Source organism: Pseudarthrobacter naphthalenicus, assembly GCF_029076445.1.
Lineage (GTDB): Bacteria > Actinomycetota > Actinomycetes > Actinomycetales > Micrococcaceae > Arthrobacter > Arthrobacter naphthalenicus.
This window is the reverse complement of the sequence record NZ_JARESG010000012.1, coordinates 136,193-152,294: the sequence shown is the minus strand read 5'-3', so window position 1 is coordinate 152,294 and position 16,102 is coordinate 136,193. Positions and strand designations below refer to the sequence as shown.

The 16,102-nt window shown below is 64.8% G+C and carries 19 protein-coding genes and 1 pseudogene; 13 read left to right on the top strand and 7 right to left on the bottom strand.

Going from position 1 to position 16,102, the window contains the following annotated elements; translation table 11 throughout:
• Positions 1–104, top strand: a pseudogene (locus PY310_RS13500) (phage holin family protein); the annotation flags it as partial.
• The gene (locus PY310_RS13495; protein WP_275214941.1) at positions 101–757 is read left to right on the top strand and encodes a DUF3618 domain-containing protein; all 657 of its coding nucleotides are present in this window, start codon (positions 101–103) and stop codon (positions 755–757) included. The pseudogene PY310_RS13500 and the gene PY310_RS13495, both read left to right, overlap by 4 nt.
• 75 nt (positions 758–832) lie before the next feature.
• On the opposite strand, the gene PY310_RS13490 is transcribed toward PY310_RS13495, so the two are convergent.
• Positions 833–1,156, bottom strand: a complete 324-nt coding sequence (locus PY310_RS13490; protein ID WP_275214939.1) for a hypothetical protein — start codon at positions 1,154–1,156, stop codon at positions 833–835.
• 214 nt (positions 1,157–1,370) lie between these two features.
• On the opposite strand from PY310_RS13490, the gene PY310_RS13485 reads away from it, so the two are divergent.
• Both PY310_RS13485 and PY310_RS13480 read left to right on the top strand, forming a co-directional pair.
• Positions 1,371–1,955 (top strand): TetR/AcrR family transcriptional regulator, encoded by a 585-nt coding sequence (locus PY310_RS13485; protein WP_275214950.1) that lies wholly within the window; start codon positions 1,371–1,373, stop codon positions 1,953–1,955.
• Positions 1,952–2,938 carry a DMT family transporter gene (locus tag PY310_RS13480; RefSeq protein ID WP_275214937.1) on the top strand — a complete coding sequence of 329 codons (987 nt, stop codon included), beginning with the start codon at positions 1,952–1,954 and terminating at the stop codon, positions 2,936–2,938. The genes PY310_RS13485 and PY310_RS13480 overlap by 4 nt, the downstream gene beginning before the upstream one ends.
• Here PY310_RS13480 and PY310_RS13475 read toward each other — a convergent pair.
• Entirely contained in the window at positions 2,873–3,217 is a 345-nt protein-coding gene (locus PY310_RS13475) for a DUF3846 domain-containing protein (protein WP_275214936.1), read from the bottom strand. The genes PY310_RS13480 and PY310_RS13475 overlap by 66 nt on opposite strands.
• A gap of 117 nt (positions 3,218–3,334) precedes the next feature.
• Positions 3,335–3,469: a hypothetical protein gene (locus PY310_RS13470; RefSeq protein WP_275214934.1), complete on the bottom strand. Its 135-nt coding sequence runs from the start codon at positions 3,467–3,469 to the stop codon at positions 3,335–3,337.
• A 569-nt stretch (positions 3,470–4,038) separates the two neighbouring features.
• On the opposite strand from PY310_RS13470, the gene PY310_RS13465 reads away from it, so the two are divergent.
• Entirely contained in the window at positions 4,039–5,130 is a 1,092-nt protein-coding gene (locus PY310_RS13465) for a type I restriction endonuclease (RefSeq protein WP_275214933.1), read from the top strand.
• A 33-nt stretch (positions 5,131–5,163) separates the two neighbouring features.
• On the opposite strand, the gene PY310_RS13460 is transcribed toward PY310_RS13465, so the two are convergent.
• Complete coding sequence (locus PY310_RS13460) at positions 5,164–5,904, bottom strand: GOLPH3/VPS74 family protein (RefSeq protein ID WP_275214931.1); 741 nt, start codon at positions 5,902–5,904, stop codon at positions 5,164–5,166.
• A gap of 254 nt (positions 5,905–6,158) precedes the next feature.
• Between PY310_RS13460 and PY310_RS13455 the strand changes: the two genes are divergently transcribed.
• Positions 6,159–8,393, top strand: coding sequence for a discoidin domain-containing protein (locus tag PY310_RS13455; protein WP_275214930.1), 2,235 nt, complete (start codon positions 6,159–6,161; stop codon positions 8,391–8,393).
• Positions 8,394–8,507: 114 nt separating this feature from the next.
• Here the strand turns inward: PY310_RS13455 and PY310_RS13450 are convergent, their stop codons facing one another.
• Both PY310_RS13450 and PY310_RS13445 read right to left on the bottom strand, forming a co-directional pair.
• Positions 8,508–9,044, bottom strand: a complete 537-nt coding sequence (locus PY310_RS13450; protein ID WP_275214929.1) for a flavodoxin domain-containing protein — start codon at positions 9,042–9,044, stop codon at positions 8,508–8,510.
• Between the two features lie 75 nt (positions 9,045–9,119).
• Entirely contained in the window at positions 9,120–9,899 is a 780-nt protein-coding gene (locus tag PY310_RS13445; RefSeq protein ID WP_275214928.1) for an SDR family NAD(P)-dependent oxidoreductase, read from the bottom strand.
• A 98-nt stretch (positions 9,900–9,997) separates the two neighbouring features.
• Between PY310_RS13445 and PY310_RS13440 the strand changes: the two genes are divergently transcribed.
• The 4 genes from PY310_RS13440 to PY310_RS13425 all read left to right on the top strand — a co-directional run bounded on the left by PY310_RS13440 (position 9,998) and on the right by PY310_RS13425 (position 13,458).
• The gene (locus PY310_RS13440) at positions 9,998–10,600 is read left to right on the top strand and encodes a TetR/AcrR family transcriptional regulator (RefSeq protein ID WP_275214927.1); all 603 of its coding nucleotides are present in this window, start codon (positions 9,998–10,000) and stop codon (positions 10,598–10,600) included.
• A 133-nt stretch (positions 10,601–10,733) separates the two neighbouring features.
• Positions 10,734–11,087: a cupin domain-containing protein gene (locus tag PY310_RS13435; RefSeq protein WP_275214926.1), complete on the top strand. Its 354-nt coding sequence runs from the start codon at positions 10,734–10,736 to the stop codon at positions 11,085–11,087.
• 77 nt (positions 11,088–11,164) lie between these two features.
• A complete protein-coding gene (locus PY310_RS13430) occupies positions 11,165–13,039 on the top strand; it encodes a Na+/H+ antiporter (RefSeq protein ID WP_275214925.1) in 1,875 nt (624 codons plus the stop codon).
• Between the two features lie 95 nt (positions 13,040–13,134).
• Complete coding sequence (locus PY310_RS13425; RefSeq protein WP_275214924.1) at positions 13,135–13,458, top strand: hypothetical protein; 324 nt, start codon at positions 13,135–13,137, stop codon at positions 13,456–13,458.
• 3 nt (positions 13,459–13,461) lie between these two features.
• Here PY310_RS13425 and PY310_RS13420 read toward each other — a convergent pair whose 3' ends face one another.
• Complete coding sequence (locus tag PY310_RS13420; protein WP_342755748.1) at positions 13,462–13,698, bottom strand: acyl-CoA thioesterase family protein; 237 nt, start codon at positions 13,696–13,698, stop codon at positions 13,462–13,464.
• A 95-nt stretch (positions 13,699–13,793) separates the two neighbouring features.
• Here PY310_RS13420 and PY310_RS13415 point away from each other — a divergent pair, with 95 nt between their 5' ends.
• The 3 genes from PY310_RS13415 to PY310_RS13405 all read left to right on the top strand — a co-directional run bounded on the left by PY310_RS13415 (position 13,794) and on the right by PY310_RS13405 (position 16,102).
• A complete protein-coding gene (locus PY310_RS13415) occupies positions 13,794–14,480 on the top strand; it encodes a hypothetical protein (protein ID WP_275214922.1) in 687 nt (228 codons plus the stop codon).
• Between the two features lie 309 nt (positions 14,481–14,789).
• Positions 14,790–15,458, top strand: a complete 669-nt coding sequence (locus PY310_RS13410) for an alpha/beta fold hydrolase (RefSeq protein ID WP_275214921.1) — start codon at positions 14,790–14,792, stop codon at positions 15,456–15,458.
• Between the two features lie 383 nt (positions 15,459–15,841).
• Positions 15,842–16,102, top strand: a complete 261-nt coding sequence (locus PY310_RS13405) for a hypothetical protein (RefSeq protein WP_275214920.1) — start codon at positions 15,842–15,844, stop codon at positions 16,100–16,102.

Genomic DNA, 16,102 nt, shown 5'->3' with positions numbered 1-16,102 from the left:
CCGTGGGCCGCAAGGAACTCAAAGCGGTCAAGGGCCTGCCCCAAACCAGCCAGACCCTCTCAGAAATCCCCCCAACCCTGAAACCCGGTGAGGTAAAACGATGAGCGAGAACCCGGACGCAATCCGTGCAGACATAGAAGCAACCCGCGCCCGCCTGGGCACCAACGTGGACGCCGTCGCGGACAAAGTCACCCCGTCCAACATCGTCCAGCGCCAAACCGACAAAGTCCGTGACGCCGTGTTCGGAGTGAAGGAGAAAGTCATGGGAACCACCGACGCCACACCCGCTTACACCAACGCCTACACCGGCCAGCCGGTGGGCCAAGGGACCGGGCACAGCACCGGAGGGTCCGTTCACAACGCCACCGACACTGTCTCGGCCAAGCTCAGCGACGCCGGCGAAGCCCTCGGCGACGCCCCGCACCAGGTCAAAGCCAAAACCCAGGGCAACCCCCTGGCCGCCGGCCTGATCGCGTTCGGCGCCGGGATGCTGCTCTCCTCCCTGATCCCCGCCAGCGAGAAAGAACGCGAAGCTGCCGACGCCCTCAAGACCGCCGCCGAGCCCATGACCACCGAGCTGACCGAGGCCGCCAAAGACATGGCCCAAGGCCTCAAGGAACCAGCCCGCGAAGCCATGGAAAACGTCAAGGCCACCGCCACCGACGCCACCCAGAACGTCAAAGCCGAAAGCCAACTCGCCGCAGCCGACGTCAAAGACCGCGCCGCCGACGCCAAGGACACCGTCCAAAACACCTAGGCTCAGCTAGGACAAGCCAGAGCCGGCCTTCCGTTGGAAGGGCGGCCCTGGCTCATTTAACTGTTGTCTGCAGAGCTAACTATTGCCCGGCGAGCCTTGATCATCAGCCACGGCCTGGTTGGCGATCAGGTCCACCCGGTCAGCGGCAGTCAGTGTGTCATCGTCCTGAATGGCCGCGACGTCCTGGCTGTCCACCGGTCTGCCTTCCGGCCCCGCCCCGGGCTCGGAGGTTTCGTCGTGGTGTTCCTTGTGCCGGGCCTCCTGGAGATGGTGCTCCAGCTTTTCTTCCGCGTCGCGGCGGCGTTGACCCACGGTCCGCATTTGCTGCGTGGTCGGCGCCACATGCGCGTGCTGGTGGGGGCCATGGTCATGGATGCTGGCACCGTAATCTTCGCTCATACAGAAATCGTCCCACTGTATTCCGGTGCCGGGAAGGTGCAGCCTCCCTTGTCCCCCGAGCCCGGCCCCCGCTTGTCCCGCAGGCGCCCGCCGATATTCCCTGAAACGCGCGACGGCGGGAGGTCGCCGTCGTGCGCTTTCCGCACCTTGGTAGGTATACTGGTCTACCTACTAACCAAGTGATCAAGGACCGGCCGTGACAGCGAGACAAGAGATGCCGACAACCCGCCCCTCCCGGCGGCCCGCCCGGGAGGCGCTGCTGGAGGCGGCGGCCAAACGGTTTTACGCCCACGGCCTCACAGGGACGGGCATTGATTCCATCACAGCCGAGGCGGGCGTGGCCAAGAAGAGCCTGTACAATAACTTCGCATCGAAGGCGGAGCTGGTGACGGCTTACCTGTTCGCGCGGCATGAGGAATGGCTGGGCCTGTACCGGGCGAGGCTGGCAAAAGCGGCCACCCCAAAGAGCCGCGTGCTGGCGGTCTTCGATGCCTACGCCGACCACGCCGACCTCGCGTATGAGCACGGCTTCCGCGGCTGCGGCCTGCTGAACGCGGCCGCCGAGCTGCCCATCGGCGACCCGGGACGCGCTGTGGTGCGGCGGCACAAGGAGGAGGTGGAGGCGTTGCTGGCCCAGCACCTGGCGGAACTTCCCGGCCCGGCCGGGCAGGCCGCCCACCTTGCCCGGCATCTGGCCTTCCTCCTCGAAGGGTCCATGGTCCGCGCGGGCCTGGAAGGTGATGACCGCTGCGTCCGGGAGGCCCGCGACATCGCGGCCGGCCTGCTGGACAGCCTGTGACGACCGCTCGTTTCCACGGGTCCGCCTGGGGCGCGCTGTTCGTTCTGGGCGCATCGGTCCTCTGGGGAACCACCGGGACCGCGGCCACTTTCGCGCCGGATGTGAGCCCCTTGGCGATCGGCGCGGCGGCCATGGGTTTCGGCGGCCTGCTGCAGGCCGCGGTCGCCGGGCGTCTGCTGAAGGCTTTCGGCTTCAGCCTGAGGAGCCAGTGGCGCACCGTGGCTCTGGGAGCGGTGGCCGTGGCCGCCTATCCCCTGGCCTTCTACTCGTCCATGCACCTGGCCGGGGTAGCCGTGGGGACGGTGGTGTCCATCGGGTCGGCGCCTCTGGCGTCTGCTGTGATTGAACGGGTGGCGGACAGGAGGCCGTTCACGCGCCGCTGGGTGGGGGGTGCGATCCTCGGCGTCGTTGGTGCGGGGCTCCTCTGTATCGCCGGCGCGGGCATGCCCCGGTCCGCAATGGAGTCCGTGCCGGCCTGGTCGGCTCCGGCAGGGATTGCACTGGGGCTGCTGGCTGGACTGACGTATGCCCTCTACTCATGGGCGGCGCACCGCGTCATTAACACAGGCGTGCCATCAAGGGCGGTGATGGGCGCCGTCTTCGGGACCGGGGGCCTCTTGCTGATGCCGGTCCTGGCGATCACCGGGATGCCCTTCCTTGCGTCCTGGCAGAACCTGGCGGTGGGTGCCTACATGGCGTTGGTGCCCATGTTCGCCGGCTATGTTCTGTTCGGCTGGGGCCTGGCCCGGGTTCACGCGAGCACGGCCACCACCCTGTCCCTTTCGGAGACAGTAGTGGCGGCCGTTCTCGCTGTGGTGATTGTGGGCGAACGCCTGCCGGCGCCGGGCTGGCTTGGCGCCGCGATGATCGCAGCCGGCCTGTTCGTTCTGACGCTTCCGGCGCCGCGGAGTCTGAAGCTACGCCGCGAGCGGCGCGTCGAAAAGCTGCTCGGCGAGCCGGATCAGGTGACCCGGGGCGTCTGATTCGCTCCTGCGGCCCCCGTGGCCGAGGAACACGGCGGTCCCGTTGAGGGTGTCGTCCAGGGAGATGCCCGCTTCACGGGCCAGGACTTCGGCCCGTACGTTCTGGGGCAGGCGGCTTCCCTCGTCGTTCAAGTAAACGTGCCAGTCCTTGCTGGTGAGGGATTCAATGTTTCCTTCGACCAGCTTCTGCAGTGCTTCCATTTCCGTGTCCACAATTTCGATGCGCACCGGTTGCGTCAGGTGGGCAGGGACGATCAGGGCGTTAAAAGTGGTCTTCATGGTCATGTCCTTGTGACTGAAACGTGGATCTCAGTTGCGGCCTCAAGTGGCGGCGAGAAGTGAGTGGCGGGCAGCCGAGTGGGTCTAGGAGTCTCACATTCGGCTGCCCGCGGTCGATCAGCGCTGGTTTTTGCGCGGCTTTATGAACTGAATTTCGCTGGTTTCACTTTTAGCTCTTTTTTCGGCGCGCTTTTCGAGAATTGACTTTCCCGCTTTTTTGACGCTGCCGCTCTTGGGCGATTTTCCTGACAATGGAATTCCACCTTTCTATCCTGTGTGTCTACCCGATACCATACACACTTATATTTTTTATGCCAGTTTCGGGAAAAAGCCCGCCGCGGACCGTCAGGTCTTTCCTGCACCGTCCGGGCGGACCTGCCAGGAGGCCCCGTAAGTCGTCCCAAGCGAATTTTCTGAAGCCCGACCAGGGGTTTGGCTAATTTTCGCTCGATGTCTCGGGCGGCTATGCGCTTTTATTTTTCCGACCCCTTGAACGTGCAAATTTTCTATCCGTCAGGTTGCCCCCGGAAGCCTCCCTAATCCCAGCGCCGAGGCGGACGGCCGACGGCGGGAACCGGCTGCTGGCCGCCCCCAGCCCGGCGTGGGTCCGCTGGCTCACAACGCCGTGATGTGGCCCGGTGGAGCCTGGCCGCTCGCTCCTGATCCCATGGAGCCGAGTCTTTTGACCCCTTCGCGCGGTCATCCTGACGGCCGGCGCGTTGGAAAACATGCATCACCAAGGAATTCGATGCTCTCTGCACGTCAAGATGTCATTGCCCTGCGCTACCGTTGGCAGCACCAACATTTTTCAAGGGGGATAAATGGAGTTTTCAGAGAAACTTTCGGCATTGGCAGCAAAGGTGCGCCAACAGCGGGATGTGATCCAAACCGAAGAAGCGACAAAGAATGCCTTTGTTATGCCCTTCATTTCCACAATCCTCGGATACGACGTCTTCAATCCGCTGGAAGTCGTTCCGGAGTTCATCGCGGACGTGGGGCTGAAGAAGGGCGAGAAGATCGACTACGCAATCGTCAAGGATGGCGAAGTGCAGATCCTGATCGAGTGCAAGAAATCCACCGAGCCCGTCAAGATCGAGCATGCTTCCCAGCTGTTTCGGTACTTTGCCGTCACCAACGCCAGGATCGCAATCCTCACCAATGGTGAGGTATACCAGTTTTTCACTGACCTCAATGCACCGAATCGTATGGATGACAAACCGTTCCTGGTGCTTGATCTGAGTGATATTGATGAGTCACTCATTCCGGAATTACAGAAGCTATCCAAAGACGTCTTCGACCTTGATTCCATCATCAGTGCCGCCGGTGAACTGAAATACATCGGGGAACTCAAAAGGAGCCTGGCGGCGCAGTTCAAGGAGCCGGAGGATGAATGGATCAAGTTCCTGACTGGACGGGTCTATCAGGGCCCCTATACCCAGAAAGTGAGGGAACAGTTCACCGCCCTTGTAGGCAAAGCGTCAAAGCAGTTCCTGAACGACCAGGTGAACGAACGGCTGAAGAAGGCCCTGGGTGCCCCCGGCTTTCCGCAAAATGACGATGCAGCAGTGGCCGCCCTTGTCACCAGTGCACCTGTTGCCGAAGCCGACCTCGCTGAGGCGGACGGCCTGGAAACAACGCTGGAGGAAATCGAGGGCTACCAGATCGTCCGGGCCATCGTCTGCAGTGAGGTCAAGCCGGCCCGCGTCTCGCAGCGGGATGCCAAGTCCTACTTCGCGGTGCTCCTGGACGACAACAACCGCAAACCCATTGCTCGCCTGCATTTCAACCGCACCCAGAAGTACATCGGACTTTTCGATGACAACAAGGAAGAAACGCGCGTGCCGATCAGCTCGCTGGAAGAAATCTACGAGCACACCGAAGCCCTGCGCGCGAGCGTCAAGGGCTACCTGTAATCCACCACCGCACCCCGTGTCATGACGGCGCCGTCACAACGTGGCTGCTTCCTGTTCTGCCAGCCTGATCATCCTAAGTTCGTCCTCCACGGCGCGGGCCGGCCAATAATCCTTGGCCAGCTCGTCTGCCTTGGTGAGATCTGCTGCGGGGAAAAGCTTTCCGAGCAGTCCGGCCGCCTGAAGCAGCGCGATGAGCACGATGGTCCTGGCATCGGGGGCGCCCGGACCGGCCGCAGCAACGGGGGTACCTGGCTGGGGCGCTCCCGTAACGGAAGCGTCGATCGGAACCGTGGTGTCCGGCAACTCGAGATCGGAGTGCGGGCCGCTGAGGGCGGCCTCGATCCTTTTCCGGAGCGCCGCCTCCGGCGCATGGTCCTTCTCGGGGTACCGCACGGTCCGGAACGCGCCGAGGTGCTTTTCACCTACCTGTTCCACGATGCCCAGTGATTCCAGACCCTCATAGACGCGCTGCACCTCGGCACGGCCCTCCAGCATGGAGACCCAGCGCTTGGGACTGTGCGGCCGGGACTTTCCCCGGATAATGTCCAGCTCACGCCGGAGGGACGTTGCCGGGGAGGTGTCGGTCGCCACGACGTGCTTCCCCTGCAGCTCGACTGCACCGATCAGGTCCAGCTCGGCCAGGATGGCCCCAGCCAGAGTGGTTCTGAGGGCATACACCGGCACTTCAGGTTTGCCGGTGGTGTCATTCGTTGCAAGCAGGAGGAAGGCCTGGGGCAGGTTGAGTTCGGTCGTCTGAGCTGGTTCAGCATTCATAGGATCATGGTGGCCCTGTTCGTGGGTGACCACAATGGAATCTTGAACGGCCGACGGCGGGAGGTCCCGCCGTCGTCCGCTTTCCGTGGTGCCGCCCCCGCAAGTAGCCCCCTGCAGATCAATTGGGTAGTGATTACTCGTGCGCCCGCCCACCGTCCTTCCGTAGCATCACAGTGCGTCTGGGGCGTCAAAGGAGACGAGGGGGGCTTCGGGGACTGCTGGTTCTCGCCTCCCGCCTATCGCGAGGAGAACCAATGAATCACCAGATTCCGGAACATCCGCCCCCAGCCCCGGCGCCTGAGCCGCAACCCAAGAAACGCCGGGGGAAAATCGCCCTCGTAGCCCTGGCGGGGGTCATCACCACGGGAGTGGTTTTGGGCATCGTGGTACCCGGTGTAGCCGAACCCGAACCCCTGCCGCCCGTGGACGCGACCATCAGCATCGACCTGGACACGGCGGTCAACCAGTTCCCGGGAACGTTGGCCCTCGGCGCCGGCGTGGACGGCCTGGAGGAAGGCGAGATCGACAGGGTCTGGACCCCCAAAAACGTTCAAGCGATGAAAACGGCCGGTTTCGGACCGATCAGCTACCGCCTCCGCACGGAACTCGGCGTCAAGGCCTGGCACTGGAATCCCCGCGGAACATGGAGTGACGCAGCTGCCCAGCAGGGGTACTGGGTGTCATCAGATGAACCACTCGACGATTACCGGGCGTCGCAGGGCTACCGGCTTCCCCGCCGCGGAAACACCATTGATCAGGCCAAAAACGATGGCTACTCCCGGCTTACCGACGGGAACCCCGCCACCTTTTGGAAAAGCAACCCGTATCTGGACTCGCACTTCACCGGGGAAGCTGACGACCGGAATCCGCAATGGATTATGGCGGTCTTCCGTCAGGCAGTTCCCATAGACACCGTCCAGTTCGACTGGGGCACCCCCTACGCCGCCGCGTTCAAGGTGCAGTACTGGTCCGGCAAGGACGCGCATTTCCCGGTGGACGACGGAAAATGGGTGGACTTTCCGCAGAGCGCCCATGAGGGCGCCGGCGGTTCCCAGACCGTGCGGATCGCCCCGGAACCCCTGCCTGTGCAGTATGTGCGTATTGTCCTCACCCGGGACTCGGACACGGCTCCGGCGGGCTCCACCGATGTACGCGACAAACTGGGGTTCGCCCTCAACGAGCTGGCCATTGGCCAGAGCACCGCCGACGGGTTTGTTGATCACATTATCCATGAGGCATCGCAGGGGCAGACGGAAATGTGGACCTCCTCCACCGACCCCTGGCACAGTGTGGCCGACATCGACAAGCACTACGAACATGCAAGCTTCGAGCGGCTCTTCGGCAGCGGCATCACCAACGGCCAGCCCATGATGGTCCCCGCACCTGCCCTGTACGGCGTGCCGGAGGATGCAGCAGCCCTGGTGAGCTACCTCAAGAAGCGCGGCTATCCCGTGAAGCGCGTGGAGATCGGTGAAGAACCGGACGGCCAGCTCGCCCAGCCCGAACACTACGGCGCACTCTACGTGCAAATGGCCAGCGCCATGAAAAAGGTCGACCCCACCCTGGAGTTCGGCGGTCCGGGCTACCAGACCACCCTGCCCGCGTGGGTGCACTGGCCCAACGACAACGGCGTGAGGTCCTGGACCGGCCGCTTTGTGTCCTATCTGCGGGCGCGCAACGCAATGGAGGACTTCGACTTCTACTCCTTCGAGTGGTACCCCTTCGACGACGTGTGCGCGGATCCGAGCGCACCGCTGGCGGAACATCCCAAGCTCCTGAAGGAGCTTCTCGCCCGCGAGGAGCAGGCCGGCCTTCCACCCGACATCCCCAAAGTAATCACCGAATACGGGTATTCCTCCTTCGCGGGCCAGGTGGAACTGGAACTGCCCGGAGCCATGATCAACGCCGAAACAGCGGCCATGTTCCTGGCCCTCGGCGGTGAGACCAGTTACTACTACGGGCTGGAACCTAACTGGGTCTTCCAGGAAAAAGAGGGCCAGAAGTGCAATTCGTGGGGCAACCTGATGATGCTGCAGTTCTATGACAACTGGAAGATCCGGCCGCTGGCCGCCTTCTACGCCGCCAGGCTGGTGAATGAACACTGGGTGCTCGAAGGGGAGGGCAACCACACTGTCCACACCGCCACCAGCGATATCCACAACGCCAAGGGCGAGCAGCTGGTCACGGCCTACGCGCTGCGGCGGCCTGACGGAACCCTCGGCGTGCTTTTGTTCAATAAGGATCCGAACCGGACCTTCAAAGTCCGTCTGATGCACAAAACCAGCGGCGCCCATGAAGTGGTTGACGGACACCTTAAACTCAACCAGTACTCGTCCGAGCAGTACGCCTGGCACCCGTCCCCGGGCCAAGCGAACGGCGGTCATCCCAATCCCAGCCAACCCCCGTCCTCAACGGTCATCCACGCGGATGATGCCGCCACCTTCAGTCTGCCCCCGCACAGCATCTCAGTGGCTGTGACGCAGCCCTGACCGCCTGGTCACGGCAGCGAAACGAGCAAGCGGACGACGGCGGGACTCCCCGCCGTCGTCCGCCTACCGTTGGCGCCGCTCCCCTGCCTTCGCTCCCGCCTCAGTGCTTCCGGGTCACGAGCGGCCGGTGGCCTCGCTGGTGCCCCGCGCCAACTGCTCCGCGATGTCCACGGCCCACGCGTCGATTTCGGACCAGTCCCGGTAGTCACCGAAGCGGATGCCCATCGCCCGGACCAGCATCCGGGACGAGCGCGGGAACTGGTCCTGCCAGGCAGCCCCGGAAAACACGCGGCGGCCCCGCGGCCGGACCACGTCCCGCAACGCTTCAGCCAGCGTGCGGTCCTGCGCCGCACGCGCCGGTTTACGAAGGGGCCGGGGCAGGCCGCCGGACATTCCCACGCTGAAGAACCACACCGGCCGCTCGCGCAGCACGTCTTGGTGGCGGCGGACAAACTCCGTGGCTTCGGGCAACCACGCTTGGTTATGGATCGCGCTGCCCAACACCACCGCATCATAGGCACCGGGATCGGCAATCTCCCGCACTGCCTTGACGTCGACCGTCCAGCCCGCCCGCTGCAAAGCAACGGCGATCCGGTGGGCGATCTCGGCCGTAGATCCGTGTGCGCTGGCGTATCCGACGAGCATTCGCATGCCGGCCACCCCCTCTCGTGTGCCTCATGATAGAGGGGATCAGGCGACGGCAGTAGAGGCTCCCAGACGGCAGATTTACAGGGCGGACCAGCCGCCGTCGGAGGCCAGGACGGCGCCGTTGAGGTTGGTGCCATCGTCGCTGAGCAGGAACGTGATGGATGCGGCGAGCTGCGCGGCCGTTGCGGGTGCGGGGATGTTGGCCTGCATCAGCGGGCCGAGGCGTTCGGCGGCCAGCTGCGATCCCCAGTCGGCCACAATGTTCGTGATGGTGGCGCCCGGAGCCACGGCATTGAACCGCAGGCCCTTCGGCCCGTACATCACGGCCGAGTTCTTCGTCAGGCCAATCACGGCATGCTTGGACGCGGTGTAGGCGGCGCCGGCGGCGGATCCGCGCAGGCCCGCCTCGGAGGCGACGTTGACCACGGAGCCCCTGCCGGCGTCGAGCATCAGCGGCACCACGGCGCGGGTGAGGCGCATGAGGGCCGTGACATTGATCCGGAAGACCCGGTCCCAGGTCTCGTCGTCCACGTCGTGAACCGGGGCAAACCTGTCCATGATGCCCGCCACGTTCGCCAGGGCATCCACGCGCCCGCCGGCGGCAGTGACAACAGCGGCCACCGTCTCCTCGGTGGAGATGTCGCCGGCTACCGGAACGAGATCCAGGCCGGCGTTTTCTTCCACAAGGGCGTCGAGGCGTTCCTTGCTGATGTCCGCGGCGATGACCCGGCCGCCTTCCTTTGCAATGCGCAGCGCGGTTGCCTGGCCGATGCCCGAGCCCGCGCCGGTGACAATGACCGTTTTGCCGGCAAACCGGCCGCTGGTGGTGACTTCCTGCCATGAAGCTTCGTTGCCCATGATGTCCTTCCAGACGTTGCTTGGTGTGGTGGACTACACCTTATGACACGCTGTGTCATTATGTAAGGGTGAGTTCTGTTGAGACGCCGTCTGACGCTGTGAGTAGTGAGATTCCGCGCCCTCCCGGCCGTCCGCCAACAATCGATCCCGACGCCGCGGCCGCCGTCGGGCTGCGGCTGTTTGCTGAGCACGGCTACGAGCAGACCTCCATGGAGGACATTGCGCGGGAGGCGGGAATCAGCCGAAAGAGCCTGTACCGGTACTTCTCCAGCAAAGCCGAACTCATCTGGGGCGGCATGGAGCCGGCGGTCCAGGCTTCCGGCCGGGTTTTGGATTCCGCCCGCACTCCGGACGCCTCCCCCACTGCCGGAACGCACGACGCCGGCGTGCTGGCCGGTCTGCGGGCGGCGGCGGTTGCGGGGGCGTCCGCCATCCCGGATCTGTCCGTGACCCGCGGGCGCCTGCGGCTGATTGCCGAGCACCCCGAACTTGCGGGCCGGAGCTACGAATCCCTGGCGCCGCAGCGCGAGCGGGCCCGGGCATACCTTCTTTCGGCCGGGGTGGACGAGGACGTTGCCGGCTATCTCTGCGCCGCCTACCTCGGGGCGACCTTTGAGGCCTGGATGCAGTGGGCTGCCGGAACCGATCCGGATCCGGCGCCGTATCTGGTGGCGGCAGTAGGCGTGCTTCAGGTGCCGTGAGGTCCGGCCCGATGCCACCCTGGCGTGCGCTGGAGGTCACCGAACGGGTCACGGGATGCTCGAGGCCGCCGTCGCTGCGCCATGGCGTATCCTGCGGAGAAGTACGCCGAAAGAATGAAACCAGGAGCCTGCCATGGCAAAGCCGGAGATCGAATTCACCGCCACTTCCTCTGTGGAGTTCAGCCCCTGCATCCCGCCGGTCGATGGGCTCTCGGAAGCAATCCTGGCACGCGATGATGAGAACGGCGCCGTCACGCGCATCCTGAAGTTCGCACCCGGGACCGACACTTCCCCTGCCGGTGTGCTCACACATGATTTCTGGGAGGAAATCTTCATCATTGAGGGTTCCGTGACCGATCAGCGGCTGAACCGAACCTTCAGCGCGGGCGATTGGGCAGTGCGGCCCCCGGGCATGGAACACGGCCCCTGGGTCTCCGAGCACGGTGCCAAAATGTTCGAAGTCCGGTACTTCCAGAACCGGGAATAGCGCCCGACGGCGTGACCACCCGCCGTCGTTCGAATTCCACGCTGCGGCCGGGCTTTCGGGCCTGAGACAATGGCCCAATGGAAATCGCACTGGGACTTCTGGTTCTCGTCGCGGTGGTCTGCGCGGGCAGCGCCCTGGGCCGGAAACTCAACATTTCGGTTCCGCTGCTGCTGGTGCTGGCCGGCGTTGCCGGTTCTTTCCTCCCCTTCGTCCCGCACATTGAACTGAACCCGGAAGTGGTCCTGGTGGGCCTGTTGCCGCCGCTGCTGTACGCCGCTGCGCTGCGGACTTCCCTCTTCGATTTCCGCTCCAACCGCCGCGCCATAGCCCTGCTCTCGGTGGGCTACGTCATTTTCGGGACCATCACGGTGGGCCTGGTGGTGTGGTGGCTGTTCCCGGAGATCCCACTGGCCGCCGCGATCGCCCTCGGGGCGGTGGTGGCGCCGCCGGACGCCGTGGCGGCAACGGCCATCGCCCGGAAGGTGCGGATGCCGCGCCGGATCGTCACCATCCTGGAGGGCGAGTCCCTGGTGAACGATGCCACGGCCCTGATCTGCCTCCGCGCAGCCATCGCCGCCATCTCGGGCTCGGTTTCCGTCGCCGGGATCGCCGGGGACTTCGTGCTCGCTGCCGGGGGCGGGGTGGTGGTGGGCCTGGCCGCCGCGTATGTCCTGACCGAACTCCGCAAGCGGATCCGGAACGTCGCCATCAACACCTCAACCTCACTGGTAGCGCCGCTCGTTGCGTACCTCCCCGCGGAGGCGATCCACGCGTCCGGAGTCCTCGCCGTCGTCGTTACCGGGCTGGTGATGGGCACCAAGGCGCCGTCCATGCCCAACGGCGCTGCCCGGCTCAGCCAGCGCAGCAACTGGAACACGGTGCAGTTCCTGCTGGAAAATTCCGTGTTTCTCCTGATCGGGCTGCAGGTGCGGTCCATCATCGAGGGCGTCCAGGACGATTCCCTCGGTGCCGGCCGGATCTGGGCCGGTTGCGCCATTATCCTGCTGGCGGTGCTGGTGCTCCGCCCGGTGTGGGTGTTCCCGGCGACGTACCTGCCCCGGCTGATACCGGCCGTGCGGAGGAACGATCCGGCCCCGCAGTGGCAGTTCCCGGCGATTGTCTCCTGGGCCGGGATGCGAGGGGTGGTCACCCTGGCCGCGGTCCTGGTCCTGCCCGCCGATCTGGAGCACCGTTCCGTGCTGATTCTCGCTGCCCTGGTGGTGGTGGGCGGCACGCTCACCCTCCAGGGATTCACGCTTCCGGCCCTGGTCAGGGTCCTGCGCATCCCGGGCCCGGACCAGCGCGAGGACGCACTGAACCAGGCCGCGCTCATGCAGCAGGCCACTGCAGCCGGCGTGGCCCGGCTGCAGGAACTGCGCACGGATGACGATCCGCCCGAGGTGGTGGCCATGCTGAAACGGCGCACCCAGGAGCGCGGGCTGGCCGCCTGGGAGCGGTTGGGCCGGCCGTCCGCGGAGACGGCGACGCCCAGCGAGCGCTACGCCCGGCTGCGGCTTGCCATGCTGGAAGCGGAACGCGCCAAGGTGCTGGAGTTGCGGCGCGGCGGGGAGTACGCGCAGGAGGTTCTCAGCGAAGTCCTGGAGCGTTTGGACGTGGAGGAATCCATGCTGGACGTCTCGCTGGACGAGGTGGACACCAGCGGCGAAGGCGGCGGAGAAGGAATCGCCAGGCCGGGCGGGGTGTGCAGTCACCTTGAATCCGCCCGCTCCCCCGAGGTGCCCCTCGATGCGTACTGCGCGGACTGCCTCCGGGAGGGTACGACGTCGGTGCACCTGAGGATGTGCCTGCGCTGCGGCAAAGTGGGGTGCTGCGATTCCTCGCCCGGCACCCATGCTTCCAAGCACTTTGTCGCCACCGGGCACCCTGTCATGCGGAGCATCGAGCCGGGTGAGGACTGGCGCTGGTGCTACGAGGATGACCTGCTGGGATGAGGGGAAATCGGCAGATTTAACAAAGGGTGGGACGTGGTGGAGCAGCAGGCCTAAGCTGATACCAGCACATCTCTGCCAGCGCCGGGGAGGTCATCATGGACGCTGAAACTGCCGACGTGATCGGTCACGATGTCACCACCATCACCTGCGTGTGCGGGAACACCGTGAGCAAGGACGGGCTGATCCAGGCCAACTCAGAAGGCATCCCCGTTCACAGTGACGAGGACACCCCGGTCCCGCCGGAGCTGGCGGAATGGCCCGCGGATGAGGACCTCTACACCCTGTGCCCCGCGTGTGGACGGGTGTACCGTGACGCGGTCATCGAAGAGACGGGGACCGCGCCCGTCGCCTTCCGGGTCGACGTCGCCACCGGTCCCATTGCCGACGCAATCATGGTGCACTGGAACCTCAGCAGCTGACGCCTACCCGGCGAACCGCGAGAGGTAGGCCCTTTCCTCTGCGGTGAGCTTCCGCGGGTGGTTCGATTCAGGGTCCAGCGGGACCACCACCGTGGTGCCGGTGAAGACGGTGGCGCCTTGCCGATTCCCCATATGCCGGACGGTGAAGGACCCGTTGCCCACCCTGGAAATGTCGAGCACCAGCGTGAGCTCATCCCCGTAGTTGACAGGCATCTTGTACTCAACGTTCAACGACGCCACCACCTTGGGGCATCGAAACGAGTCCGGCCCGTCAGCGGCTGCGGTTGGGGTCCCCGTTCGGCTGGGAAGATACGTTCCGTGAGTAGGGTTGACCTGTGAATCCTGCCGATACCCGTCATCCCTGGACGTTCGCTGCGGTGTGCGTCATGGTCATCACTGCGACGCTCCTTGTCCCTGGCCTGACCCAGATGCCGGCGATTCAGCTGCTGCCCGGTTACGTTGCCGCCTACCTCCTGATCGGTGTCTGCATCTTCGGCCCCATCGGGAGAATGCCGTCGCTTCGCCAGTCCCTGGCGTTCCTGCTGCCCGGTGTCCTGCTCGTAGTGCTGGCCCTCCTGGACCTCGGCTTCTGGTGCGGAGCATGGCTCCTTGGACTCCCTGCCTGGGGGCTCCTGCTCAGCCGATGGGCTCCGGAGAATAAGCTTCTAGTCGTCCAAGTCCTGAAGTTCCTGGCGATGCTGGTTCTGGGCCTGGTGATCTTCACGTTTACCGGGTTCATCCTCGGCTTTTTCAGCCTCGCGGTATTCCTGCTTCCGTTCGTACCGATACGCCTTGCCCACCCCGACTTCCGTGCTCATCGCCTGCAGACGGGTGTGGAAGTCCTTCTGTCAGTGGCCGCCGTCGTGTTGGCCCTCCTGCTGCCTACGCCGGAAGGGTCGTGGACCTCACCGCTCACCCATGCCGGCGGCGCCGCTGCCGCCGGACTGATGATCGCCTTCTGGGCCAGGGGCATCCCCCGCCGCTCCGCAAGGCGTCGCCTCAATGACGGGGCCATGCTGTAGGCGACCACTTCCCGGAGAGGGTTAGGGTTCCGTCCGAGGGCAGCCACCCACTTCTGCTAATCCACTTCGGTGTCTCGAAACCTCCGTGCCTCGAAACGCTAGCGATGCAAGACGGCTCACGTACTCAATGGGCGGGCTGTGCAGACGGCAGCCGACTTCGAAAACTGACAAGGGAGATTCATTGGTAGGCAATCGGGGCGACAATGGTGGCATGAGCTCAGCGTCGACTCGAAACCGTTCCGGAAGCCCACCCCTCCGAGGCCGGAGCCGCGGCGCGGGCGTGCGGCTGGTCGTGCAGCGGGTGCTGCGGTGAGCACGTTCGTCCTGATCCCGGGAGCAGGCGGCACCGCCTGGTACTGGAGCCGCGTCGTTCCGCTGCTGCAGGAGGCCGGCCACCACGCCATCGCCGTCGATCTGCCCGGAGACGACGAAAGCGCCGGGCTCGCCGACTATGCGGACCTCGTAATGGACGCCATCGGCGAGCATGAGGGCGTGGTGCTGGTGGCCCAGTCGCTGGGCGGCTTCACGGCGCCGTTGGTGTGTGAAAAAGCTTCCGTCGGCGAACTGGTGCTGGTGAACGCGATGATCCCCGTGCCGGGCGAGACCCCGGGCGCGTGGTGGGACAACACGGGATGGAGTGCGGCCCAGCAAACTGCCGCGAAGGCGCACGGCTACAGCACGGAGTTCGACACAGAAACCTACTTCCTGCACGACGTTCCCCCGGAAATCGCCGCCGAAGGCGAGCCGCATCAGCGGCCTGAAGCAAACGCAGCCTTCGAATCGGTGTGCAACTTCGCCGCGTGGCCCAGGATCCCGACGCGCGTACTCTCCGGCGAGGGAGACCGGTTCTTTCCCCTGGACTTCCAGCGACGGATTGCGCGTGAACGCCTCGGCATCGAGCCTGACGTACTGCCGGGCGGTCACCTCCTCGCGCTGGCAAACCCCGACGGCGTAGCCAGGTACCTGCAGCGGAGTTGAGCACGGACACCGGAGACACGGAGCAGCCAAGGGCGAGCCACCTGGATCACTGGTATTGCTCCGGGGAGCCATGCGCCCAACACGGCCAGCGCACTAATCCAGGTCGTTATCCGCCGTTTCACGCCCGCCCTCAGCCGGGTGGACGCGCCCCTTCCCCATCGACTTGGCGAGGCCGCCCATCCCATAACTCATGCTTGCGAATCGTTCCCAAGACTTCAATAGTCGCGACACCATGAGCGGGAAAATCGCGACGGCGGAACAGTCACCCGGTCCTGCTACCGCTGCCTGCAACGCCGTGGTACTTTCAGCCTGATCAGGATGTCCCATACGGCCCCCCAATCCAGCCCGGCTCCTGGCGCAAACCCCTGAAAGGGAAGGCAACGATGCCAACTCTATTGATTTTCCACGAGGTCGACGACGTTGAGCACTGGCTCAACTCACCAAAGCGAGAAGAAGTCTTCGGGCCTCTGGGCATCACGGTCCGAACGTTCGTGGACCCTGCAAAGAGCCAGCGGGTAGGCCTGATCGCCGAGGTCCCCGACATGGAAACATTCCAGCGATTCATGGAGTCCGAAACGGCAGCCGAGGCGATGAAATCCGACGGCGTCCGTCCGGACACAGTCCTGACGCTTGTGGAGCCATAA

What these genes read in the sequence shown, in the direction of transcription:
- PY310_RS13485 (WP_275214950.1), top strand. Translation starts at nt 1,371, where the DNA reads ATGCCGACAACCCGCCCCTCCCGGCGGCCCGCCCGGGAGGCGCTGCTG.
- PY310_RS13405 (WP_275214920.1), top strand. Translation starts at nt 15,842, where the DNA reads ATGCCAACTCTATTGATTTTCCACGAGGTCGACGACGTTGAGCACTGG.
- PY310_RS13430 (WP_275214925.1), top strand. Translation starts at nt 11,165, where the DNA reads ATGGAAATCGCACTGGGACTTCTGGTTCTCGTCGCGGTGGTCTGCGCG.
- PY310_RS13460 (WP_275214931.1), bottom strand. Translation starts at nt 5,904, where the DNA reads ATGAATGCTGAACCAGCTCAGACGACCGAACTCAACCTGCCCCAGGCC.
- PY310_RS13495 (WP_275214941.1), top strand. Translation starts at nt 101, where the DNA reads ATGAGCGAGAACCCGGACGCAATCCGTGCAGACATAGAAGCAACCCGC.
- PY310_RS13450 (WP_275214929.1), bottom strand. Translation starts at nt 9,044, where the DNA reads ATGCGAATGCTCGTCGGATACGCCAGCGCACACGGATCTACGGCCGAG.
- PY310_RS13465 (WP_275214933.1), top strand. Translation starts at nt 4,039, where the DNA reads ATGGAGTTTTCAGAGAAACTTTCGGCATTGGCAGCAAAGGTGCGCCAA.
- PY310_RS13475 (WP_275214936.1), bottom strand. Translation starts at nt 3,217, where the DNA reads ATGAAGACCACTTTTAACGCCCTGATCGTCCCTGCCCACCTGACGCAA.
- PY310_RS13445 (WP_275214928.1), bottom strand. Translation starts at nt 9,899, where the DNA reads ATGGGCAACGAAGCTTCATGGCAGGAAGTCACCACCAGCGGCCGGTTT.
- PY310_RS13435 (WP_275214926.1), top strand. Translation starts at nt 10,734, where the DNA reads ATGGCAAAGCCGGAGATCGAATTCACCGCCACTTCCTCTGTGGAGTTC.
- PY310_RS13425 (WP_275214924.1), top strand. Translation starts at nt 13,135, where the DNA reads ATGGACGCTGAAACTGCCGACGTGATCGGTCACGATGTCACCACCATC.
- PY310_RS13490 (WP_275214939.1), bottom strand. Translation starts at nt 1,156, where the DNA reads ATGAGCGAAGATTACGGTGCCAGCATCCATGACCATGGCCCCCACCAG.
- PY310_RS13455 (WP_275214930.1), top strand. Translation starts at nt 6,159, where the DNA reads ATGAATCACCAGATTCCGGAACATCCGCCCCCAGCCCCGGCGCCTGAG.